Here is a 21,221-nt window from a genome sequence, read left to right as displayed (position 1 = left end):
GGACCGGTGGGGCGGCGATATCGGTGGGCGACGAACGGGCGCGGGGCCGAGGGCGGACGCATGACCGGCGGATACGACGAAGCTTGCGCGGCCGACCTCGCCGCCGTGGCCGAGGGCCGCGACCTCTCCCGCGAGGACCGGGCCTGGCTCGCCCGGGTCGTCGCTGGCGCCGTGCGGCCGAACCGCGACAAGCCGCTCTGGGACCTCGCCCACGCCCTCGCCGCCCTGGCGCGGCTCACCGGTGCCCGGGACGGGAGCGACCTCGTCACCCTCGCCCTCGATCCGGGGCTCGCCCGAGCCGACCGGCTCGAGGCCCGGTTCGCCGGCACGGGCACTGCCGTCGATGCCTACGGCCCGATCCTTCCGGACGGAGAGGCGGGCTGGCGTACGACCTGGTCCGGCCTCGCCCGGCTCCTCGCGCTGGCCGAGTTCGTGGTGACGGCGGAGGACCTGGCGCAGTTCGCCGCCGTCACCGGCTGGCTCGACGACCTCGCCGCCGCACCGGACGCCGAGGGCGCCGTGTCCTTCAGCCGTCGCCTGGCGCGTTACCTCGCCGCCTATCGCCACGCCCACCTGCCGCTCGCCCCGCTGGAGCGGCGCTTCCGGGCGATCCTCGGCTTCCTCGACGGGCGCCGCGCCTTCACGGACGACGACATCCTGGGCTTCTGGCGTGGGCAGATGCGCGAGGGCGAGCGGCCGGGCTTTCGCACGGTCGCCGAGCATTTCGTGACCTTCGAGGCGGCCTCCACCCTGCTCGGCGGCCTCGCGGCGCTGGCTTCTCCCGCCTCGCTCGACGCGGTCGAGGGCTGGGAGGAGCGGCTCGACGCCTCGCTGGCCGACCTCGCCGCCGCCGAGCCGGCCGAGACCCTGGCGGCCCTGCTCGCCGCGCTCCCCGACGGGCCGAAGATCCTGACCGGGGCGGAGCGCGACGACCTCGCCGAGTTCCTGCGCCTCGAGCCGTTCCACCGCACCCGCCCGCTCACGACGCTGCGGGCCGCGAGCTTCGGGCGGGTGCAGTCCGGCCTCGCCAACCGCCTGCGCCGCGGTGGCGGCGGGGCGGCAATCGCCGAGCGCACGGCCTGCGCCGAGGCCGAGACCTACCTGGCGCTGGCCGAGCGGGTCTCGGGGCTGACCGCGCATCTCGACCGGATGCTGCGGATCGCGGCGGCGCTCCGGGTCCCGGCAGAGGCCAAGGGCCTACCCCCCGAGGCACGCGACACCCTCGTGGCGGCGCGCGCCGACATCCGCCGGATCCGGCGCGCCGGCTTCGACGACCCCGACCGGCTCGCGGCGGGGTTCGCCGCGGCGGACGCCGCCCTGTTGCGGCTCGCCGAGGAGGCCGGCCGGCTCGCCCGTGCGATCGCCGGCCTCGCCCGGCAGCGGCCGCTCGACGCGGCCTTCGCGACGGACCGGGACGTCTTCGCGAAAGCTTTCGCCGAGGCCTACGCCGCGGAGGCGACCGCGTGAGCGACGAAGCGCGCCTGCTCGCCGAGATCCACGCCGCCCGCGCCCTCATGCGGGCGAGCGAACCTGCCCGCGATACGTCTCGGCGCCCAGGCGCCGCGGAGCTGTGGGCCCACGCCACCCGCGAGCCGGGCGAACCGGTCGACCTCGCTCTTGTGCGGGCGATCCGCGCCGATCCGGCGACGGCCCGGCGCTACCGGGCGCTGCTCGCAGGCCAGGCGATTGCCCACGCGCCGCTCGCGGCGGCGGCCTCGGATGGCGCGGTCGCATCGCGCCGCGTCGGCCCCTTCACCCTCGGGATCCTGCCCGCGGACGAGGACGCGCCGCCGCTCCTGGTACTGCGCGGCAGCGCGGCGCGGCCGCCGCGCGTCATCGAGGCGATGCTGGGCGACGAGACGGTGCGGCTCGCGCTGCCGCCGCCGACCGACGGCGTGATCCTCGTCGCCCTCGACCCGGACGTGCCGGAGGCGGCCCGGCTCGGCGAGATGCTGCGGGACAGGTCTTGCGCGGTGTTCCTGCTGTGACGGCGGCATGAAGCCGGCTTCAATCGATCCGGTCTCGATCCTGGTCGTGGTGCCGACGACCGGCGGTCCGGTGGTTCTGCGCAGCCTGAAGAAACGCCCCGGCCTGCCGGCCTCCGCCGCCTTCGCGGCGGGCGATTACCGGCCCCTGCCCTGGTCGGGCGACTACGCCCGGCTCGCCGCGGCCGGCGGGCCGCTGTCGCGCCTCGCGGGCGAGGTTTCCGAACCTTACGAGTTGCGGCTCTCCGGCTCGTTCGATGCCGGGCGCTCGTGGGAGGTACCGGTCTGCCTCGCCCACGGCCTCCTGGCGCGAGGTCACAGCCTCACCGCCGATCCGGAGGCGGCCGACCTCGTCCTGTGGGCGACGGGAGCGGTCGACCTCGACCTCGCGGTGCTGCCCGGCGACTACGCTCTCCTCGACAAGCTCGCGCGCTCCCGCGACCTGCTCGCGGCGGCGGCGCGCGCCGACCTCGTGGTCCTCCTGCCCGACGGGCCCGAGACGGCGGAGGCCGCGCGGGCGCTTCGCGACCTCGGGCGGGCGCGGGCGCCGGTGATCCTGCCGGCCGCAAGCGTGCCGGCCGCTCTCGCGGTTTTGGCACGGCCGGCGCCCTACCCCGCCCCGGCGGGCGGGCGGCGACCCGCTCTCGTGGCCGCGTTCGTCGCACTTCTCGCCGCCACGGCGCTCGCTGCCGGCTTCGCGATGCTCCGCGCACGCCCGGAGGCGGAGCGGCCGGTCGTCGCTCCGGCACCGGACGCCGCGGGGAGCGCGGCCGTGGTGGAGGAACTGGCCGCTCCGGCGGGCTCGTCCTGCCGGCGCGTCGCCTTCGGGGCCGACCCGCCCGTGCGGCGCACGGTCCCCGTCGAGGCGCCCGGCCGGCTGCGGGCGAGCCGCCTCGCGCCGGACCTGTGCGGCCTCGCCTTCCGCGCCGCGATACCCGGCGCGCGTGTGGCGGTTGGCCCGGAGCTCGCCGCCGCCGCACTGCCGCCGACCGGGCTGCCCGACGGCGCACAGGCCTATTTCCTGCGGGAGGGCGCCCGGCGAAACCTCATCTACGCGTTCCAGGTGATGACTGGCTCTGCCGATACGGATCCGGGCGCCGCAAACCCGACGGGCACCGCCAATCGGTTCGTCCACGGCCTCGTCCCATAAGGACTATTCCCGGGCCGGGATCGACTTGTTTTGACTTGCGGACTGGCAGGCGGCATAAAGCCGTCGCCGAGAGGAGGACAGCGATGGCCATAAGCCACCGGACACGCCGCTCGACCAAGGGGGAAATTCGGGTATTTGTCAGTCTGATCCTCGCGCTTGGCGCGGCTGAGCCTGCACGGTCACAGAGCGTCGGCTTCGATCCTGCCGATTACGGTCGCACGCAGTTGCCGCTGCGGCAGACCACCGGCGATGCGGCAACCTACGTCGACCGCAACAAGGGCGCGTTCGAGCCGATCGCCGAGCTTGATCCGCGCGACGGGCTCGCCGCCCTCGCCCGCCCGATCGGCCGGATCGACATCGTGCTCAGGAACGCCCGCACCGGCCAGACGGTCGGCGCCTCCTGCACCGGCGCGCTGCTACCGGGCGATTACGTGCTCACCAACCACCACTGCCTGCCGCAATTGGGCGACCTGACCCCGGTCAAGGCCTCGATCCTGATGGACTACCTGACCCTCGACGGGCAGGGCTCGCGACGGTTCGAGATCGACCCGAAGCCGGTCGAGTTCGACGCGCGCCTCGACTACGCGCTCGCCCGCGCCGGCGGCAACCCGACCGAAATCTACGGCGCGGCCCGGCTCTCGGGCGAGGCGGTGCCGGGCAACCGCTCGATGCTCGTCATCCACCATCCCCTCGGGCGGCCGAAGGTGATGAGCCGCTTCCGCTGCTTTGCCCTTAAGGAGCAGGGCGAGGGGCCGGACCTGCGCCACCGCTGCGACACGCTCGGCGGCTCCTCGGGCTCGCTGATGTTCAACGCCTCGGTGGCCGGCGTCGCGCTGCATAAGGAGGGCGGTCTCGACCCGAAGGACCCGTCGAGCTTCAACGCCGCGACCCGCCTCTCGGCGATTCTCAACCGTAGCCGCATCCTGTCCGAGATCGTGGCGCGCCAGGGCCGGCCGGCCGCCGCCACGGTGGCCGCGGATTCGGCCCCGCAGCCGGCGGCGAGGCCCTCCGCCTCGCCTGCAGCTGCCCCGCCCGCATCCGACGCCCCCCTCGATCCGGGGCGGATGAACGCGATCCTGCGCGGGCACTGATCTTTTCTCGAGACGATCTGTGCGCCGGCACGGCGAAAACCGCTCTGGCTCGTCCAGGCACGGGGTGTGACGGGCAACAGCAAGGCCCCAGAGGAGGAGAGCGGAACCATGCGGATCGACGACGCGCCCGCCCGGCCGACCATCACCGGCGACGCCGCCCTGCGGCGCACGGCGAGGCGTCGCCTCGGCCGATCCTGCCTCGCGATGGCCCTGGGCCTCGTCGTCGCCCTCGGCGGCGCGGCGCGGGCGAACCCGCTGACCGACGCGCCCGGCGGCCGGGAGAAGCTGGACGAGGCCGGTCCGGCGGAGGCGGAGACCCGCAACCCGTCGGCGACCGCGATCATGCGCTCCCTCGCCCCCTTCGCCGACGGAAATCCGGGATTGACCCCCGGCGTGCCGGCGCGGGCGCTCACCCCCGACGACGGCGGGCCGGCCGTGCGGGTTGATCCGGGCCGCACGGTCGATCTCACGGTGTTCTTCGCCTATGACAGCGCCCGTCTGACGCCGGAGGCGCGGATCCAGCTCGAGCCGCTGGGCCATGCGCTTGCCTCGCGCGACCTCGCCGGCCACGGCTTCCTCATTGCCGGCCACACCGATGCGGCGGGTGCGCCTGCCCATAACCGGCGTCTGTCCCTCGCCCGGGCCTGGGCGGTGCGTGCCCACCTCGTCGAGACCTACGGCATCGCGCCGGAGCGGCTGCGCGTGCATGGCTGGGGCCCGGCCCGCCCGAAGGACCCGGCCGCCCCGCTGTCGCGGGTCAATCGCCGGGTTGAGGTCAGCCTGATCGCGCCCGCCCGCCACGGCGGGCTCCGCTTCCCCGGGCCGCCCGCCCAGGCGGCCTGCGCGGCCCCGGCCTTGACCGGCCCAGCCTTGGTCGACCCGCGCCGGCGCGTGGCACTCGACCTCGACGATTTCGACGCGGCGCCGACTCCGCTGCCCTGCTCCGAGTGACCGACCGATCCGACCGACAGGAGGACACGATGCTGCCCATCCGTGCCGCCGCGCGCCGCACCGCCCTCGCCACGCTCTCCCTCGGCCTCCTCTTCGGAGGCCCGGCCCTGGCCCAGCCCAAACCCACCATCGTGGTGATGGGCGAGGATGCCGACGAGGATTCGGTGCCGCGCGGCAACCGCATCTTCCAGAGGGTGATCGCGGAACTTTCCGAGACAATGAACCTGCGCGGATACAACGTCTACGACGAGACCGCGGTGGCGATGGGCTTCACGCAACCGAAGCGGGTACGCCGGCGCGATGCCGAGCTGATCGAGGTCGCCCGGGCGGTCTCAAGCCCGCCCCTCGACGTCGTCGCGGTGTTCCAGATCTACGCCTCAGCGTCGAAATCGGCCCATTCGGACATCGTGCGGCCGGAGGTGCGCATCCCGGGCCGGCTCCTCAACGTGCGCACCGGCCAGTCCCTCGGCTCGTTCGAAGTCGCAGGTATGCAGCTGCCGCCGCTGCCGCAGGGCTGCGACCGCGAATGCCTGCTCGAGCGGGTCGGTGCCGAAGCGAAGGTGATCGCCGGCGACGTTGCAGCAGCGCTCACTGCGAAGCTCGACGGAGTCGTGGCGCCCCGCCGCGGGGCCGATCCCGGCGCGGCCTCCGTCCCAGGCGCAGTCGCGGCGCCGGTCGCCGGCGGCCCGACGGGTGAGGCCTGCGGCGGCCTGCCGACGGCCTTTGTCGTGCGGCTCAACGGGTTCTCGGCCCAAGAGGTCCAGGCGGCCGAGGAGTACATGGCGGCGTTCCGCTGCTACGAGCACCACCGCCCAGTGCGGTCTGGAGCGTCCGCCGCCGAGTACTGGTACGAGACCCGCTCCGACTCCGCCCGCCTCGGCCGCAACCTGCGCCTGATGCTCGAGCACATGAGCGCGCCCGGACAGGTCCAGTTCTCCGGCAACACCTTCGTGCTCAGCCGCGTCGCGACGCGCTGAACGCCTCGCACCGACCACCCGGAGAGTCCGCAATGGCATCGTTCCTGCGCCGCGCCGCTGGCGGGCCCATTCTCGCCGTCGGCCGGCTTCTGGCGGTCCTCGGCCTCCTCGCCCAGCCCGCCCTCGCCGCCGAGGCGGTGTTCCCGGCCGCCGGTTCGGTCGGCCTGGTGCCGCCGCCCGGCATGACGCCCTCGAAGGGCTTCGCCGGGTTTGAGCATCGCTCGGGCGCCTCGATCCTCATCACAGAGATGCCGGCCGAGGCCTACGGCCAGCTCGTGGAGCGGTTCACCCCCGAGACCCTGCGCGCGACGGGCTTCGAGGCCCGGGGTTCCGGCACCGCTCTCGGTGTCGCCGGCGGCGAGGGGCGGGTTCTGCGCGGCAGCCAGGCCGCCAACGGGCTCACCTACGCCAAGTGGGTCGCGGTAGTGCGCGGTGCCTCCGGTACCGGCCTCATCACCGTGCAGGTGCCGGAAGCCGAGCGGGGCCAGATGCCGAACGAGGCGGTCGAGGCCGCGCTCTCGACGATCGCGTTCCGGGCGCCCGGCAGCCTCGCCGACCAGATCGCGGCCCTGCCCTTCACCGTCGGCGACCTCGCGGGCTTCCGTCCGGTGCGCGCGCTGATGGGCAACGCCCTGATGCTCACCGACGGCCCGAAGGACATCGATCCCGACGGCGCGCAGCCGCTGGTCGTCGTCGCCCCCTCGATGGGGCGGGCCGCCGTGCCGGAAGGCCAGGAAGGCGCCTTCGCCCGCAAGGCGCTCGCCACCTTCCGCGAGATCAAGGACGTCACGGTCACCGACGAGGACCGGGCGACCCGCGACGGCGCGGTGGTGCTGCGCCTGCGCGCCACCGGCTTGGATACGAGGAGCGGCCGCCCGGTCGCCGTCGCGCAGGTGATCCGGTTCGACGGGTCGTCCTACCTGCGGGTGCTGGGCCTGGCGCCGGCGGACCGGCCCGAGGCGCTCGCCCGCGCCGAGCGCGTGGCCGCCTCGGTCGCGCCGCGCTGAGGAGGTCGCGCGTGGCCCGTCGTGTCATCCTGGTTCCCGCCGCGCTCCTCGGCCTCGCCGCGGCGGCAAGCGTCGCGCAGGCCGGCCCGGCCGCCGACGTGCCGCAGCTGGTGCGGGACTGGACAGCCCTCAATGCCGCCTGCCGGGGCGGGCGCGGCGACGATCCCGCCACGCTCGACGCCTGCACCCGGCGCGACGCCGTCGACCGGCGGCTCGAGGCGGCGGGCTGGTGCTACGGCCGGCCCGGCGACGCCGGATACCAGCGGGTCTGGCGCCCCTGCGCCGGGAGCTCGCGATGAGCGTGGTGCCGCCGGGCGTCACCCGGCGCAGAAGGAACCGGCCCGTGCTCCTCCTCGGCGTGCTGATCGTCTGGACCCCGTTCCTGCTACTCGTCCTCTCCCTGGTCGTCACCCGCCTGACGGGGTGCACGGTCAACGAGGCGGGCGCGCAACCGTGCCGGATCGCCGGCCTCGACATCGGCGGCCTGCTCTACACCCTGATGATGATGGGCTGGCTGGTGATCCCGCTCCTGCCCTTCATGGCGCTGATGCTGATCGGCGCGGCCGTCGCCGGCGTGCTGGCGCTGTTCGGGATCCGCTGGCCGTGAGGCGGACCCAGGGTCCGACGGCGCCCGCCGACCGGCCGTCCCTCAATCGTCGTCCGAGCGCGGAGCGCCCCATGGCCGCCAAGATCGCCGTCATCCCCGTCGCCGCCGCCCTGATCCCGCTGCTGGCCGCCGCAGCGCCGGCCCAGGACGTCGGCACGGGCATCCCCCAGGGGATGCCGCAGCAGCAGTTCCGGACCCTCGACGCCCGGTCGGTCGGCGAGGTTGCCCGGTCGGAGAGCGGGGATGCCAGCCCCGCCCTGCCCTTCGCTTCGAACGCGGAGCTGCGGGCCGCCACGGTCGCCCGCCACGTCCGGGAGCTGCGTGCCACCAACCCGATCGCCGCGGCCGAGGTCGCCCGGGAAATGGCCCGGCACGATTACGACGCGATCTTCCGGAGCTTCCTCTCCGACACCGCCTTGCGGCCGGACGATGCCGGCGACGTGCTCACCGCCTTCATCGTCCTGCAATGGATGGTCGCCAACGACACCAAGGCCGAGCCGAGTCCTGCCGCGCTCCGGGCGGTGCGGCGTCAGATGGTGGCGCCGATGGCCGACAAGCCGCCCCTGTCGCAGGCGGCCACCCGCGCCGCCTTCGCCGAGCAGGTGAAGCTCCGCACGGTCCTGCACCATGCAGGCTGGCAGGCGGCGCAGCGCCTCGGGATGGTGCCGAGCTTCGTCGCTACATTGCCGACGGACTTCATCCCCCCGGCAAAGCTGCGGGCGGTCGCCCTCACCGATGACGGGCTGGTGGGCAAGGGCGGCCGGAGGGCTCCGGCGGACCGGGCCGCGGCGGGTGGCGCGTTGCCCGAGGCCCCCGTCGTCCCCGGCAACGCTCCGCCGGTGGCGGTCAACCCGCCGGCGGAACCGCGACACGCCGCGAACTGGGCCGCGGTCGAGGGCGTGTATTTCCGCTCGACGACCGGCGTCGGGGTCGGCGGCATGGTCGTCATCGAGTTCGAGCCGCTGATCCTGTTTCGCGACGGCAGCTACTACGAGATCGACGATGCCGCCCTTGAGGACGTCGACCTCGCCGCAGAGCGCGCCGCCAAGCCGCGCCGCTTCGGCCGCTGGACCCGCTCCGGCGACTCGTACGTCCTGACCGGCACGGGCGGGAAGCCGCAGGACTACAGGCTCCAGAACGGCTCGTTCTTCAAGGCCTACCCGGCGGAGGCCGGCGTGCGGACGATTGCCCGCTCCTACCGCCGCATGTCGGGCGGCGGCAACACGGCGATGGGTGGCGACGTGATGATCGCCGTCTCGAACCGCTACGACTTCCGCTCCGACGGCACCTACGGCCGCGGCGGCTCGACCGGGGCGACGAATTCGGGCGCGACCAGCGGCGTGAGCTCCGCGATGAGCCGGCGGCGCCCGCCGGAGGGCGGGCGCTACGGCCTCGACCGGCACACGCTCACCCTGACCGGCCCCGACGGACGCAGCCGCCGCCTGTTCTTCGCCTACGGCTCGCAGGAGGATCCGCCGCAGCCGGACCGCGAGATGGCCTTCATCGGCGGCAGCGTGTTCACGAACCCGGATTGAGGCCGCAAGGCCCCCTCGGGCTGCCGGGCGAAGCCCGGCGTAGAATGGAGAATGCGATGGCGAGCTATTCCCTCGACGATGCCGAACGCGATCTCCGGGCTGCGCTGGACAAGGCGCCGGCGGGCGCCGTCCGAGGAGACTGGACGGTGACGACCATGCAGGCCGGCCACTCCAGCATGAGCGGCGGCTATCACCGCCGCGACGGCTCGGTCGTGGCCTCGGACAAACCACAGTTCGACATTCTAGAAGAGGTCGTCGCGCGGCTCGGCACGAACGCTGCGACGCCGTTCAACGTCGTGAGCGTCCATTGGATTCGGGCGACGCTGCCTTGGCAACGGGGTCGGGTCACCGTCGAAACGGCCTTCGATGCCGCGCTGGTTCCGCGTGGTCCCGACAACCCGGTCTACGCCGCCGCTTCCGATGCGCGCCGCCGCTTCTGGAAGTCGGTCGGAGCCGTCGAACCGGGCTTTGCCGCCGAACGCGGGACGGCCAACACCCACGGACAGACGAAGTGGTACCAGCCCCATCGCCGCATCCTTAAAATTGAGGACGGCGACGCGGTGCTGCTGGCGACCGACGGCCTCTCGACCCCCTGGGCGGGCGTGACGACGCAGGAGAACGGGGTCGAATGCGAGATCTTCATGCGGCTCGACGGGGCCGGCAATCCGGTCGTCGCGGACGAGGCCTCGGTGGCGCTCTGGTCCGACGTGCTGATCGCCGTCGGCGACCTCGTCGCCGACGGCTACCGCGTCTTGCGGGATGTCCAGACCAACGGCGCGATCTTGTTCTGCCGCCTCCCCGAGGATTGCCGGCCGATGACGCGGATGGCCCTCCACATGGACCTGCGCTCGATCGAGGGGCTGCCGTTCGGGCCGGTGAGCCTCATCGAGGCGACACCGCTTCGCGAGGACGAACCGCCCGGACTGGAGGACGCCCCATGGGGCACGGCCGCTGCTCTCCGGGCGCTGAAGACGCGCGTCGTGCCCAATCGCTGAATCCAGCCGTCATTCCTGCTCCAGGACGTTCGATTGGTCGATCACGGGAAGGCTTTCCGATCCATCGTCGGGCGCGAAGATCGCGCCGCGCTCGGTCGTTCTCATCGGCGCCGACGGGTTCGAGCGTGTCGCCCTTGACGCGGTATCGCCCGTCCGCTGCGGACTGCTCACCGCGGGTCGCGCATGCCCCGATCGGTTCGCCAAAGCGGGGAGGCCTTCATGCCCTCGAAGCATGAGCTTTGGGCGGGCCTGGCGTTCTTCGCGCTCGCGGCGGGCGCACTCGTCCTCTTCCGGCGCCCGTTCGACGTCGTCGGCTGGACAGGCCTTGCCGGCTGTGTCGCCTTCGTGGTCCTCGCCTGCTACGGCCTCCTGAAGCCGGATATCCGCCTCGTGAAGCCGGGCATCCGTGTCGGACAACGGGAAATCGACGATCCCGCGACACCCGAGCTGCCTTGGACGATCGGCGACGCGCCGCTCGAGGACATCCCGATCGGTGATCCGTCGCCGGACGAACTGCGCATCCTCGAGACCACGATCGCCGCGCTTGAGGCCGTCGGCGGCCTGGAGCGCGGCGAGATCGATGCAGGCTCGCTTTGGAGGGCAGCCCAGCGGCTCGATCCCGGCCGGGCCATCGGCATCGATGAAGCCGTCAGTTCGTTCGCGGCGCTTCACGACGATGGACATCCGCGCATCGGGCGCCTGATCTTCGTTCCGGCCCACACCGAGTACGACGCCGCCCTTATCGCCGAGATCACAGCCTGCACGCTCGCCTCGCTCGGCCATGCCGTGCAGCCGCACGACATCACGGTTACGCTGCCACCGGAGGGCAATCAGGGAACGGCTCGGGTCGCCTTCCCGATCGAGGGCCGCACCCAGACGGTGAACTGCGAATATCTCTGGAAGTATCCGCCAGCCGATCTCATCCCAGCGCTCGGGCGCTTCGGAAGGTCGGAGGATCCGCGCGATCTCGTCTGCGCCGATCCCTACGACCAGACACTCCTCTATGCCGCCATCCGCTCCGGATCGTTGATGGAGCTAAATCATCGTCTCCCGGCCGCGGATGATCTCTTCCACGAGGCCTGAGGTCTGGCAACGACAGCTGCCTCCTGCAATCTTCGGCTGCCCGGCAAGCGGACATCAACGTGCCGCCGAACGCCGAGGCAGGCCTCGAGCCGTAGGTCGGCAGCGCCGACGGCCACGAAAACGTCTCGGCGAGGACGATCGACGATCCGTTCAAGGTGGAGGTCATCCACCGACGCGGGCCGTGGCGCTCGGTCATCGCGGTCGAGTACGCCACCTTGGCAAGGGCCGACCGGTACAACCACCGTCGCCTGCTCGCGCCAATCGGCAACGTCCTTCTCGCAGAGGCCGAAGAGCGCTCCTATGCCGACGACAGCGACCAAGCCTTGGCCGCCTGTCCCAAGACGAACAGCCTCCGAGAAACCTGGAGCGGTTCACTTCGCCACCATCCTGCACGCCCACAAACTCAAGGTCGCCGCACTCCTCGACTCCGACACCGCGGGCGATCATGCTGCCAGCCAGGACACGCTCGTGCATGCCCTCGGGCAGAAGGCGATCCTGCGCACGAAGGACTATTGCGGCGGCGAGATCGCCAAGCCCAAGATCGAGAACCTCCTGCGCGAGACCCTCGTCCTGGTGGCCAGGGACGACCTCGGCTGGGACATCGGCGCCAAGGCCGCATCGCAGCTGAAGCGGCCGATCGTCGACATCTTCGCGGCCGAGGTCAGGGATTTCTCGATGGCCAAGCTCGCCAAGGCCTTCCTGCGCTGGGTACGGACGTACGAAGCCTCGGACTTGACCGAGGACGAGCGCACGCGGTGGAAAGCCCTGTTCAACGCGATCAACGCCGCGCTTAGGTAAGGCCGACCCTCTCCGTCGGTTTAGGGTCGCTGCCCGGGGCGTCGTTCAGCCCTGCGATTTCGGGCCGCCGACATCCCACTCTTCGTCCATGCTCGGAGCCTTAGCTTGCGCGGACTACCGGTCGCAGGCGCACGACGGCACGGCCGGTGCCCTTGAGCCAACGGTCCGTGCGCGCGGACCGAGAGCGGGGCGATCTTGTGCCAACGCTTGCGGGCACCCACTCATAGTACCTATCGGTGATAAGAACTCTTGTCATAGATGGGTTCTTTGTATAGAAAAAGATCCATGCGCACCACGACCGTACTCGCTACCCATGAGGTCGAAGCCCTTGCCCGGCTCGGTCAGACCGTCAAGCTGGCGCGCCTACGGCGCAACCTGACGCAGGCCGAGTTCGCCGAGCGCATGGGCGTCGCGCGTCCGTCGGTGGTCGCGTTGGAGGCCGGCAAGCCAGGCGTGGCGGTGGGTATCCTGCTCAAGGCGATGAGCGTGCTGGGGTATCCGGAGCGCATCGGCGAGATCATCGCCTCGGATCCCATCGGCGACGACATCGACGTCGCCATGGGGCGACGCAGGGCCGGTGGCGCGAGGGCGCGTGTGGAACCTTTCTAGGCATGGCCGCATCGAGCGGATGGGTCGTGTCCCAGGCGGTGGTGTAGGTGAGGAGTGGTCATCGGCGGGTTGCCGGGTAGGGTCGGGTAGCGACGACCAAGCCCGAACCCGAGAGACCCCCGATTACCGACGAGATCATGGCCCTGCGTGGGCTGATGGAGAAGGGTGCCGACGCCGATCTGCTGCGCGAGATGATCGGTTTTGCAGCCGAGCGACTGATGGAGCTGGAGGTGGGCGGCCTGACCGGGGCAGCCCACGGTGAGAGGAGCGCCGAGCGGTTGGTTCAACGCAACGGCTCCGGGACCGGGACTGGCAGACGCGGGCCGGCACGGTCGGGTTGCGCATCCCAAAGCTCCGCAAGGGCTCGTACTTCCCCGGCTTCCTGGAGCCGTGCCGGATGGCCGAGAAAGCGCTAACGGCGGTGATCCAGGAGGCCGACATCCACGGCATCTCGACCCGCTCGGTCGATGATCTGGTCCAGGCCATGGGCGGCACGGGCGTGTCGAAGAGCCAGGTCTCGGGCGAGTTGCGGCAACCGCGATATCCTGCTGGGCGGCGCTGACAGCCTGGCGCTCCAACAGCGTCTCGGTGCGCTCCGACTGGCGCTGCGCCTGAACCTTGGTCGCCTCGGCGCGGGCGAGGGCGGCGGCCTTGGCATCGACCTCGGCCCGGTAGACCGCGGCATCGATGCGGAACAGGACGTCACCCTTCCGGACCAAGCTGCCTTCCTCGAAGGCGCGCTCACGGATGATGCCAGCGACCTGCGCACGCACCTCGGCGACCCGCGTCGAGGCAAGGCGTCCCGGCAGGTCGAGGGTACGTGGAACCGACGCCACCTCGACGACGACCGTCGACACCGTCGGCGGCCCCGCGTCCGCTCCCGGCGCGGCCTTACCGTCGGCGCCCCATTCGCATCCGGCCAGGGCGAGGACGACCAACCCGGCCACGACCGTCGCCGCGACGGGATGCGGGCGACAACGCCGCACGCGCAGGGATGGTGGGATCAAGCGTGCCATCACGGGCGCATCACCAGCATAGGGCATGGCTTATCCAGGCCAACGGCTTGCAGGAGAGGGACAGCCCATTTGTCTGCGAAGCGACGCTGCCTCGGCACGTCCGCGAGGTCGTCTGGTCGAACGAGATGCCCGTCGTGCGACCGGCCTCCCGGCAGATCCGGTCGGCGGCCAGCCCGCAATCCAGGGACGCCCCGTCGTCCACGCTGGGGCAACGGGCCTTCGAGAACACGAGGACCGGCCCGAACGAGGGCGCACCGGACATGGCCTGGCCGAGCGATACGACGACCTCCGACCAGGAGCGCCCAAGCGCCGTCAGCGGACCGTCGTCGGCGCGCGTCTGCGGCACCCCCGCTATTTCGGGAGCCGTCGTCGCTGCCGTCGCGATGGACGCCACCAACCCCATCACCACGGCGAGGCACCATGTCATGGTTGAGCGGGCGCTCGAACTCGAAAACCGCATCTCGAAATCCCTTTGGGCAAGGGCCGAGCCCCGGACGCACGGTTTATCGGGCGGCCGTCGGCGACGGCGGCCCCCGTGTCTTCGCGGACCCGTGCCGTGGGGCTGGGTGGAGAACCGGATCCCTCAGTCGTCCCAGTCGTCGTGGAAGCCGAGCGGCTCGAACGGGGGCTCGTACTCGCGCATGACGAACCGGCGGCGATGGACGTAGTAGTATTCGGGCGGTCCGTACTCGTAGCCGTCGTCGTAGACCGGCTGCGCCCGTGCCGAGGACGCGGCGAGCGCCCCCAGGGCGACCCCTCCGACGAGGCCGGCGGCGAATGCCCCGGACCGCCCACGGGCCTGAGCTTCAGGGACGGCGGACGAGAACACGGCGAGTGCGGCCGCGAGGACTAGGGCTTTGTTGCGCATGGGATCACCTCGGCTCCCGGGAGGGGAGATCGGACCGATCCTAGCGGCCGAGGTTGCCGCAACATTACGCCCGGCGGGGTCGGACGCAGGCGTCGGTCAGGCGGCCGCGCCCGGGAACATGAGGGAAACCGTCAAGCCGCCGCCGGGGGTCTCGTCCATCGCGACGCTTCCCCCGTGCATGGCCATGACCTGCGCGACCAGGGCGAGCCCGAGCCCCGTGCCGTCGCTCGCCTGCCCTCGCGCGAACGGCTGGAGCATCTCCGCCGGGGCTCCGTCCCGGACCCCGTTGCCGTGGTCAACCACGCGAACGGTCCCGGGGGAACGGACCTCGACCAGGACGGACTTTCCGGAGTGGGCGTGCTGCAGGGCGTTGCGCAGGAGGTTGCCGGCGGCAATGCGTGCGGCGGTCTCCGAACCGATGACGAGGACCGCGTCGCCTTCTCCGGAGAATGCGACGTCCACCCCGGCGGCAAGCGCCGCGGGGACATGCTCCGCGGTCGTGGCGCGAACCGCCGCCACGAGGTCGAACCTGCGCATCTCCGGACTGTCCGAGGACAGCCGCGCGATCTGGAGCAGCATCGTGACGGTCGACGACAGCGACTGAATGTCCGTCACCAGCGACCGACGCAGGTGAGCGTCCTCGACCCGCTCCAGGCCGGTCCGAACCCGGGTCAGCGGAGTCCGGAGCTCGTGGGCCGCGTTCGAAAGGAACCGGCGCTGCGCGGCCGAGGCGACGTCGATGCGCTCCAGGGCGCGGTTGAAGGCGGCCACCATCGGGACGAGTTCCCGCGGCGCCTCCTCCAATGGCAGGCGAATACCGTCCGACCCACCGTCGATGCGCTCCGCCGAGTGCGAGACCCGGCGCACGGGTCGGGCGATCAGGGCAGGGACGGTGACAAGGGCGACCAGGATGGTCGCGATGACCACGGCCAGGATGGGGATGGCGGTGTAGTTCACATCGCGCAGGCTGGTCAGGGCGGCCTGAGCCGGGGTGTAGGCGGCGCCGCCGACCTGAATCCGTACGAATTCCCCCCCGATCCGCGTCACCACGGTCGCGTTGGTCAGGTGCAGGGCATCGCCGTCTTCCGGGAAGTCCGACGCGTTCGGAGCCGCGACGTCGCCGTCCCGGACCGATGCGGGCACGGCGCCGTAATGCAAAGTCCCTCCCTTCGTCGTCACGACGTACCAGAGGCCGGGGAAGGAGCGCTTGATCCCATCGAGGTCGCTCGTCGACGATACGACCGGCGCCCCATCCCCGTCGCGCGAAAGAGACCCCTTGATCGCCCTCGCCGCGTCATACTGCGCGAGGAGGCCATCGTCGCCCTGCAGGGCGATGACCAGCGTCCAGGTGCATAGGATGGTGACGGCGACGACCAGGCTGAGCAGGACGGCGGCGAGCCGGGCGATGGAGGGCTGCCCACGGGGCATCAACCGGCGTCCATCATGTAGCCCAGGCCCCGGAGCGGCTTGATCGCCACGGAGCAGCCGGCGTCCCTCAGCCGCTTGCGCAGGCGCGAGATATGGGCGTCGAGGGCATTGGACTGGATCTCGTCGTCGAAGCCGTAGGCCGCGGCTTCGAGCGTCTCCCGCATGGCGACCTGCCCAGCCCGACGGATGAGGGCTTCCAGCAACGCGAGTTCCCGGCGCGGGACCGGGATGGGGCGACCGTCGATGCTGACTGAGCGTGCGGCTGTGTCAAAGGACAGGTTGCCGATCCTCAGCACGCCCATCCTGTCGACCTGGAGCCGGCGGATCACGGCCCTGGCGCGGGCGACGAGCTCCACCGGCTCGAACGGCTTCGGCACGTAGTCGTCGGCCCCTGCGTCGAGCGCCCGCGCGATCTCTACGGGATCGTCGAACGCGGTCAGCATCAGCACCCCCGGCCGTGGCCTGAGCTGCGCCAGGCGCGAGATCAGGGTGATGCCGTCGCCGTCCGGCAGCCGGCGGTCCAGCACGACGAGGTCGAACGGCTGGACACTGACGGCGGCCAGCGCCTCGTCGAGGTTGTCGACGACGTCGGCGTGCCCGAGGGCGTCCGAGAGCGTGATCTTGAGCCACGCGCTCAGCTTCGGGTCATCCTCTACGACCAGGACGCGCAAGACGGTTGGACCTCCAAGGAACGATGGCGGCAGGACGGGGCCGGCCGAAGCAGGTCGTCAAGCCGCCTTGCGGACAAGACGGGCATAGGCCCCGCTGCGGTCCAGCAGCTCGTCGTGCGTCCCGTGCTCGACCACCGCCCCCCGGTCGAGCACGATGATCTGGTCCGCCCGGCGCACGGTCGAGAGCCGGTGCGCGATGGTGATGGTGGTGCGGCTCCTGCCGGGCCGGTCGAGGGCATGGGTCATCGCCAGCTCCGTCGCGGTGTCGAGCGCGCTCGTCGCCTCGTCGAGCAGCAGGACCCGCGGATCGCGCAGGAGGGTGCGGGCGAGGGACAGGCGCTGCTTCTCGCCGCTGGAGAAGCGGTGTCCCCGCTCGCCGACCACGGTGTCGTACCCGTCGGGCAACGCCGCGAGCAGGTCGTGCACCTGCGCGGTCCGGGCGGCCGCGTACAGGTCCTCGTCGCTGGCATCCGGCCGGGCGAAGCGCAGGTTCTCCGCGACGCTGGCATGGATCAGGTAGGGGTCTTGCGTGACCACCCCCAGGATGTCGGTGAGCGAATGACGGCTCAGGTCGCGCACGTCGACGCCGTCGTAGAGCACCGCGCCGGCATCCACGTCGTAGAGGCGGGCGAGCAGGTAGCCGAGCGTGGACTTGCCCGATCCGGTGGCGCCCACGATGGCGGTGTGCGACCCCGCCGGGATGTCGATAGTGACGCCACGGATAATGGCCGGTCCTGCCCGATCGTAGGAAAACGCCACGCGATCCAGCCGGACGTGGCCCGCGACCGTGGCAGGATCGAGCGTGACGGGATCAGGCCTTTCGGTGATGCCCTCGGGCTCGTCGAGGTATTCGAAGATGCGGGCGAACAGGGCGCGGGTCTTCCTGACCTCGACGCCGGAGCGCAGCACCTCCTCAAGCGGAAACAGGAGCTGCTCCTGCAAGGCGATCATGGCGACGAGCGTGCCGACGGTCATGGTGGTGCCCGACGCCATCAGCCAGCCGCCGAGGAGGAGGGTCAGGGCCGGCATGGCCTGGAGCACTAGGTCGATGACCGACCATTGCCACTGGCCCGCCGTGTGGGACCGGACCTCCAGCGTCGCGACCTCGCGCGACGACCGTGCGAAAAGCCGCGTCAGATGCGTGGTCCGCCCCATCGTGCGGGCGAGGACGATGCCGGACAGGGACAGGGATTCCTGTACCGCCGACGACATCTCCGCGATCCGTCCCTGCTGCTCGTAGGTGAGTTCCTCGCGCTTACGGCCGACCCGGTCGCTGATCCAGGTCGCGAGCGGCAGGACGAGGAACGAGAGCAGGGCGAGCCGCCAATCCAGGAGCAGCATCGCGGCGGCCGTCATGACGACCGTGCTGGCGTTCCGGGTCGCCTCGCCGGCCGTGTGGGTCACCAGTGCCTGCAGGGCACCGATGTCGTTGGCGATGCGGGACTGGATGTCGCCGGCGCGGGTCGCCGTGAAGAACCGTAGCGAGAGCGACTGGAGGTGGGCGTACACCGCCACCCGGAGGTCGTGCATGATCGCCTGCCCGACCTTCGCGGTAACGAGGACCTGCAGCACGCCGATGCCGGCGCCGACCGCCGCGAGGGCGACCAGGCTGCCGGAGAGGGCAGCCAGCAACGCGATGTCGCCCCTCGGCAGGGCCTCGTCGATGATCGCCCGCAGCAGGAACGGGGCGGCGAGCCCGGCGGCCGATGCCAGGGCGATCAGGAACAGGACGAGCGCGATCCGCCTCCCGTAGGGCCGGAAAAGGCCGAGGATGCGCGCCACCGACACGTGCGCCGTGGCGAGGTCCTCGTAGGTCGTGTTGTCCGCATCTTCCGATGCGAACCCGTTTGATGAACCGTGTCTCATGGGTCAGGGTTTGCCGTCGTTCGAGGTCGTTGCCCGTCCGGCCAGGGTCATGGCGACGAGGCGTTCGCGCAGCTCGCCGAGGATGGGCACCGGGTCGCTCGGCTTCTCGCGCACGAGATGGGCGAGCCGGGTGCCGTCGGCGGCGAGCCGGACTAGTTCGAGCTCCGGGCCTCCGTCGGTGTCGTGATGGCGGCGCAGTCGCTCCGCGAACCAGTCCGAGACCAGCCGGCGCAGCCTCGGCTCGGCGAGGATGGATATGTGGTAGGGCGGCCCACTGGCCTCCCTCCGTCATCATCGGATCGTGCAGCGTCATGTCGATGTAGGCCCGCGTGAACCGACCGTGCGGGTAGGCGTCCCTGGCCATCGCCGCCTCGATGTCGGCATCGAGTTGCTCGATGAGGTCCTAGACGACGCCCTCGACCAACACCTGCTTGCTCGCGAAATGATGGAACAGGGCGCCCTTGGTCACGCCGGCGGCCTTGCAGCCCCCCTGCACGGTCACCGCGGCGAGGCCATGCTCCAGGGCGAGCTTGGCGGCGCAGTCCAGCAGCGTTCGCCGGACGAGCTCGGGCTGCTTCCTGCGTCGGTAGCCCGCCGGTCGCTATGGTCCTGGTTCTCGCGACGTGGAAGGTACGGCTCCGGCAAGACAGGCCGTCGCCATCGTCGGTGCCGCCACGGGTTGGCTGCCAGGTGCCATCTCAGATCGAGATCGGGCGCTGGCGGTCCTTTGGCCCACTACCGTGCACCCAGTACCGCGGTAGTCGACGTTTCTGGCTCGGGCCGTCATGCATACCGTTGGGTATCTTTAAACAGTTAGAATCGTTCCCGGACTTGTCATCCGCTCCTCATGGGCATGCCCGGCGGGACGCGGGTGCGCCGGCGGGGCGGCAGGAAGCCTTCCGGTCATTTGCCGATCAGGCGTTTCCCGGACTGGGTGACCTGTAGCATCGTGGAACTCAGTTCCTCTTGGCGTGCCCGCATCTCGTAGTTCATAAGGCGAACGATGATGTCCTCTTCCCAGTGGAGATCCTCGTCCATCGCCGCCGTGACGGTCGTCGTGACCGCCTGCCTCAGCAATTTCTCGAAGATGTCGTCCGCCTTCTCTGGTTCCGTATCCACTCGGCGCCTCCCGCTGTGGCAGGCCGGCTCGATAGGAGTGCTGGGTTACGCCAACATTACGGGATGTCGGACGAGCGGAGTGCCCCGACCATGGATAGCCTCCTCGCTACGAGGGCGCCCATCTGGTCCGGTTTCATGCACAGGTGAAGCTTAGGCGGGCAGGCCCTCGGCCGTTCGAGCGTCCGGCGGCAGATGTTGGGGCGCTATCGAGGTGAGCTTTCCCACGAACGAGGCTTGCCCTCGTAACCGGCTTCATCCTGACGACGCAGGACAGCCAAACTAGCATCCCTAGATCGTGGGTCGCTAATGTACCACAACCTTCTGATGTCGTGACCGCCCCCGGGATGGTCCGCTTCTCCGCTCGGATCAGACGCCGTATAAGGCCAGCCGCTAGGTCTGCATAGGGTCAGGAGTTCGCGCCAGCTTTGTTCAGGGAAGTCAGATCCGCGACGGACCTTACAAGTCTCGTCGCGCCGCTGGTGCGTTGGGCGTCCGTCCTTATCACAAGGAAAGATCGAGCTGCTGTACCTCGTCATCAGCGGACGGCGCCTGCAGCGAAGAGAGCGCTGCGCCGATCAGCCGCACGCTCCGGCGCAAGGGAAATGCCTCGCGCAACAGGCCGAGGCTAACCCCTTCCAGCGTCGCGCGGTCCGCCAGCGCGACCGGCAGCGAACGAGCCCGGGTGATCTGGGCAAAGTCCGAGAACCTCAGCTTCAGCGTGACGGTGCGCGCCACAACTGCCTTCGCGGTCGCCACCGCCCACACCTTGTCGAGGCATGGCTGTAGGCGCTCGGCGAGCCTTCCTTTTACCCACATCCTGGCGATGCCTGAGTGAGGGCGGCTCCGAGCGCTATGTCGGCGAGCCGTGCAAAGCCACGCCATATGACGAGGTTGCCGGGCGGCGGATCGCGTGAGCGAGCGAGGTAGCCGCCGAGGCGCGCAACCTTCACCACGTAGGCAAAGAGGGATCGCTCACCGGCCGGCACGCCAGGCACGAGACGGTCGAGCAGCGCGATCTCGTGGTCGGTCACGGCGAGGTGCGGGTCTGCTTGCGGCGCCGAGCGACCGATCATGGTCGTCCAGAACACCCGCCACGCCAGGATGCAGTACACCGCGATGAGCTTGACCAAGCGCTCGGCCGTGCGCAGCCGCGCGTGCTCGGCACGGCAGCCTGTCTTGAGGATATGGTGAAACACCTCGATCTTCCAGCGCCGGGCATACCAATCCAATTTCTCGACGGCCTGCTCAGGGTTGTCCACAAACAAGTTTGTGATCAGCCGCCAATCGATCGCTGGACGATCTTTCGGCTTTTCCGGTTCACGTGCGTACAGGACGGTGAGTGACAGCGGGGGATAGCGCTTTTGCTTGCCGATCGGCGGCAGAACCGTGATGCGACGATAGCGGAGTTCGACCGAGGCGGTGACGAGCCGCCCTTGCTGATCGCGAACCTCGACCCGATGAAGGC

At 70.9% G+C, this 21,221-nt stretch carries 24 protein-coding genes and 3 pseudogenes; 16 read left to right on the top strand and 11 right to left on the bottom strand.

The annotated features are described in order from the left end of the window. Positions 1-60: 60 nt before the first annotated feature. The 16 genes and pseudogenes from BMX97_RS30700 to BMX97_RS30630 form a co-directional block, all read left to right on the top strand. A complete protein-coding gene (locus BMX97_RS30700; protein ID WP_091754906.1) occupies positions 61-1,467 on the top strand; it encodes a hypothetical protein in 1,407 nt (468 codons plus the stop codon). Further along, a complete protein-coding gene (locus BMX97_RS30695; protein ID WP_091754905.1) occupies positions 1,464-1,988 on the top strand; it encodes a hypothetical protein in 525 nt (174 codons plus the stop codon). The genes BMX97_RS30700 and BMX97_RS30695 overlap by 4 nt, the downstream gene beginning before the upstream one ends. A gap of 7 nt (positions 1,989-1,995) precedes the next feature. Continuing rightward, on the top strand, positions 1,996-3,135 hold the full coding sequence (locus BMX97_RS30690) for a hypothetical protein (RefSeq protein ID WP_091754904.1): 1,140 nt from the start codon (positions 1,996-1,998) through the stop codon (positions 3,133-3,135). 224 nt (positions 3,136-3,359) lie between these two features. Beyond that, positions 3,360-4,226 carry a trypsin-like serine peptidase gene (locus BMX97_RS30685; protein ID WP_244538737.1) on the top strand — a complete coding sequence of 289 codons (867 nt, stop codon included), beginning with the start codon at positions 3,360-3,362 and terminating at the stop codon, positions 4,224-4,226. 108 nt (positions 4,227-4,334) lie between these two features. Next, entirely contained in the window at positions 4,335-5,177 is an 843-nt protein-coding gene (locus BMX97_RS30680) for an OmpA family protein (protein WP_091754902.1), read from the top strand. Positions 5,178-5,206: 29 nt separating this feature from the next. Continuing rightward, complete coding sequence (locus tag BMX97_RS30675; protein WP_091754901.1) at positions 5,207-6,154, top strand: hypothetical protein; 948 nt, start codon at positions 5,207-5,209, stop codon at positions 6,152-6,154. Positions 6,155-6,186: 32 nt separating this feature from the next. Then, the gene (locus BMX97_RS30670) at positions 6,187-7,161 is read left to right on the top strand and encodes a hypothetical protein (RefSeq protein ID WP_091754900.1); all 975 of its coding nucleotides are present in this window, start codon (positions 6,187-6,189) and stop codon (positions 7,159-7,161) included. A gap of 11 nt (positions 7,162-7,172) precedes the next feature. Further along, on the top strand, positions 7,173-7,460 hold the full coding sequence (locus BMX97_RS30665) for a hypothetical protein (protein ID WP_091754899.1): 288 nt from the start codon (positions 7,173-7,175) through the stop codon (positions 7,458-7,460). Further along, entirely contained in the window at positions 7,457-7,768 is a 312-nt protein-coding gene (locus tag BMX97_RS30660; protein WP_244538736.1) for a hypothetical protein, read from the top strand. The genes BMX97_RS30665 and BMX97_RS30660 overlap by 4 nt, the downstream gene beginning before the upstream one ends. Before the next feature lie 71 nt (positions 7,769-7,839). Then, a complete protein-coding gene (locus tag BMX97_RS30655; RefSeq protein WP_244538734.1) occupies positions 7,840-9,303 on the top strand; it encodes a hypothetical protein in 1,464 nt (487 codons plus the stop codon). Positions 9,304-9,359: 56 nt separating this feature from the next. Next, entirely contained in the window at positions 9,360-10,298 is a 939-nt protein-coding gene (locus BMX97_RS30650) for a hypothetical protein (RefSeq protein WP_091754897.1), read from the top strand. A gap of 219 nt (positions 10,299-10,517) precedes the next feature. Continuing rightward, positions 10,518-11,381, top strand: a complete 864-nt coding sequence (locus tag BMX97_RS30645) for a hypothetical protein (protein ID WP_091754896.1) — start codon at positions 10,518-10,520, stop codon at positions 11,379-11,381. A 71-nt stretch (positions 11,382-11,452) separates the two neighbouring features. Next, a pseudogene (locus BMX97_RS34085) lies at positions 11,453-11,686 on the top strand (IS3 family transposase); the annotation flags it as partial. A 163-nt stretch (positions 11,687-11,849) separates the two neighbouring features. Continuing rightward, positions 11,850-12,179, top strand: coding sequence for a hypothetical protein (locus BMX97_RS30640; protein WP_091754895.1), 330 nt, complete (start codon positions 11,850-11,852; stop codon positions 12,177-12,179). Between the two features lie 285 nt (positions 12,180-12,464). Beyond that, positions 12,465-12,788: a helix-turn-helix transcriptional regulator gene (locus BMX97_RS30635; RefSeq protein ID WP_091754894.1), complete on the top strand. Its 324-nt coding sequence runs from the start codon at positions 12,465-12,467 to the stop codon at positions 12,786-12,788. A 122-nt stretch (positions 12,789-12,910) separates the two neighbouring features. Then, positions 12,911-13,308: pseudogene (locus BMX97_RS30630) on the top strand (transposase); the annotation flags it as partial. 1 nt (position 13,309) lies between these two features. Here the strand turns inward: BMX97_RS30630 and BMX97_RS30625 are convergent. The 11 genes and pseudogenes from BMX97_RS30625 to BMX97_RS32540 all read right to left on the bottom strand — a co-directional run. Continuing rightward, positions 13,310-13,774, bottom strand: a pseudogene (locus BMX97_RS30625) (biotin/lipoyl-binding protein); the annotation flags it as partial. A 40-nt stretch (positions 13,775-13,814) separates the two neighbouring features. Beyond that, a complete protein-coding gene (locus BMX97_RS30620) occupies positions 13,815-14,264 on the bottom strand; it encodes a hypothetical protein (protein WP_143074759.1) in 450 nt (149 codons plus the stop codon). 123 nt (positions 14,265-14,387) lie between these two features. Further along, positions 14,388-14,672, bottom strand: coding sequence for a hypothetical protein (locus BMX97_RS30615; RefSeq protein WP_091754892.1), 285 nt, complete (start codon positions 14,670-14,672; stop codon positions 14,388-14,390). Positions 14,673-14,768: 96 nt separating this feature from the next. After that, on the bottom strand, positions 14,769-16,100 hold the full coding sequence (locus BMX97_RS30610; protein WP_091754891.1) for a sensor histidine kinase: 1,332 nt from the start codon (positions 16,098-16,100) through the stop codon (positions 14,769-14,771). Further along, a complete protein-coding gene (locus tag BMX97_RS30605; RefSeq protein ID WP_091754890.1) occupies positions 16,100-16,771 on the bottom strand; it encodes a response regulator transcription factor in 672 nt (223 codons plus the stop codon). The genes BMX97_RS30610 and BMX97_RS30605 overlap by 1 nt, the downstream gene beginning before the upstream one ends. 57 nt (positions 16,772-16,828) lie before the next feature. Then, positions 16,829-18,637: an ABC transporter ATP-binding protein gene (locus tag BMX97_RS30600; protein WP_091754889.1), complete on the bottom strand. Its 1,809-nt coding sequence runs from the start codon at positions 18,635-18,637 to the stop codon at positions 16,829-16,831. A 3-nt stretch (positions 18,638-18,640) separates the two neighbouring features. Then, positions 18,641-18,835 (bottom strand): hypothetical protein, encoded by a 195-nt coding sequence (locus BMX97_RS34080; protein ID WP_244538740.1) that lies wholly within the window; start codon positions 18,833-18,835, stop codon positions 18,641-18,643. A gap of 205 nt (positions 18,836-19,040) precedes the next feature. Further along, positions 19,041-19,139 carry a TetR/AcrR family transcriptional regulator gene (locus tag BMX97_RS34075; RefSeq protein WP_244538733.1) on the bottom strand — a complete coding sequence of 33 codons (99 nt, stop codon included), beginning with the start codon at positions 19,137-19,139 and terminating at the stop codon, positions 19,041-19,043. 401 nt (positions 19,140-19,540) lie between these two features. Beyond that, on the bottom strand, positions 19,541-19,756 hold the full coding sequence (locus BMX97_RS30590; protein WP_091754888.1) for a hypothetical protein: 216 nt from the start codon (positions 19,754-19,756) through the stop codon (positions 19,541-19,543). A 501-nt stretch (positions 19,757-20,257) separates the two neighbouring features. Further along, entirely contained in the window at positions 20,258-20,572 is a 315-nt protein-coding gene (locus BMX97_RS30585; protein WP_280142831.1) for a DinB/UmuC family translesion DNA polymerase, read from the bottom strand. Next, a partial coding sequence (locus tag BMX97_RS32540) for an IS4 family transposase (protein ID WP_143074758.1) occupies positions 20,563-21,221 on the bottom strand: 659 nt, incomplete at its 5' end. The genes BMX97_RS32540 and BMX97_RS30585, both read right to left, overlap by 10 nt.

It is taken from the genome of Methylobacterium sp. ap11, from assembly GCF_900110515.1.
Lineage (GTDB): Bacteria > Pseudomonadota > Alphaproteobacteria > Rhizobiales > Beijerinckiaceae > Methylobacterium > Methylobacterium ajmalii.
The sequence above is the reverse complement of the archived record's forward strand: the minus strand, read 5'-3'. Positions and strand labels throughout refer to the sequence as shown.

Excerpts from the sequence above, each read along its gene's own strand:
- BMX97_RS30700 (WP_091754906.1), top strand. The coding sequence starts at position 61 with ATGACCGGCGGATACGACGAAGCTTGCGCGGCCGACCTCGCCGCCGTG.
- BMX97_RS30690 (WP_091754904.1), top strand. The coding sequence starts at position 1,996 with ATGAAGCCGGCTTCAATCGATCCGGTCTCGATCCTGGTCGTGGTGCCG.
- BMX97_RS30680 (WP_091754902.1), top strand. The coding sequence starts at position 4,335 with ATGCGGATCGACGACGCGCCCGCCCGGCCGACCATCACCGGCGACGCC.
- BMX97_RS30675 (WP_091754901.1), top strand. The coding sequence starts at position 5,207 with ATGCTGCCCATCCGTGCCGCCGCGCGCCGCACCGCCCTCGCCACGCTC.
- BMX97_RS30670 (WP_091754900.1), top strand. The coding sequence starts at position 6,187 with ATGGCATCGTTCCTGCGCCGCGCCGCTGGCGGGCCCATTCTCGCCGTC.
- BMX97_RS30660 (WP_244538736.1), top strand. The coding sequence starts at position 7,457 with ATGAGCGTGGTGCCGCCGGGCGTCACCCGGCGCAGAAGGAACCGGCCC.
- BMX97_RS30655 (WP_244538734.1), top strand. The coding sequence starts at position 7,840 with ATGGCCGCCAAGATCGCCGTCATCCCCGTCGCCGCCGCCCTGATCCCG.
- BMX97_RS30650 (WP_091754897.1), top strand. The coding sequence starts at position 9,360 with ATGGCGAGCTATTCCCTCGACGATGCCGAACGCGATCTCCGGGCTGCG.
- BMX97_RS30645 (WP_091754896.1), top strand. The coding sequence starts at position 10,518 with ATGCCCTCGAAGCATGAGCTTTGGGCGGGCCTGGCGTTCTTCGCGCTC.
- BMX97_RS30635 (WP_091754894.1), top strand. The coding sequence starts at position 12,465 with ATGCGCACCACGACCGTACTCGCTACCCATGAGGTCGAAGCCCTTGCC.
- BMX97_RS30620 (WP_143074759.1), bottom strand. The coding sequence starts at position 14,264 with ATGCGGTTTTCGAGTTCGAGCGCCCGCTCAACCATGACATGGTGCCTC.
- BMX97_RS30615 (WP_091754892.1), bottom strand. The coding sequence starts at position 14,672 with ATGCGCAACAAAGCCCTAGTCCTCGCGGCCGCACTCGCCGTGTTCTCG.
- BMX97_RS30610 (WP_091754891.1), bottom strand. The coding sequence starts at position 16,100 with ATGCCCCGTGGGCAGCCCTCCATCGCCCGGCTCGCCGCCGTCCTGCTC.
- BMX97_RS30600 (WP_091754889.1), bottom strand. The coding sequence starts at position 18,637 with ATGAGACACGGTTCATCAAACGGGTTCGCATCGGAAGATGCGGACAAC.
- BMX97_RS30585 (WP_280142831.1), bottom strand. The coding sequence starts at position 20,572 with ATGTGGGTAAAAGGAAGGCTCGCCGAGCGCCTACAGCCATGCCTCGAC.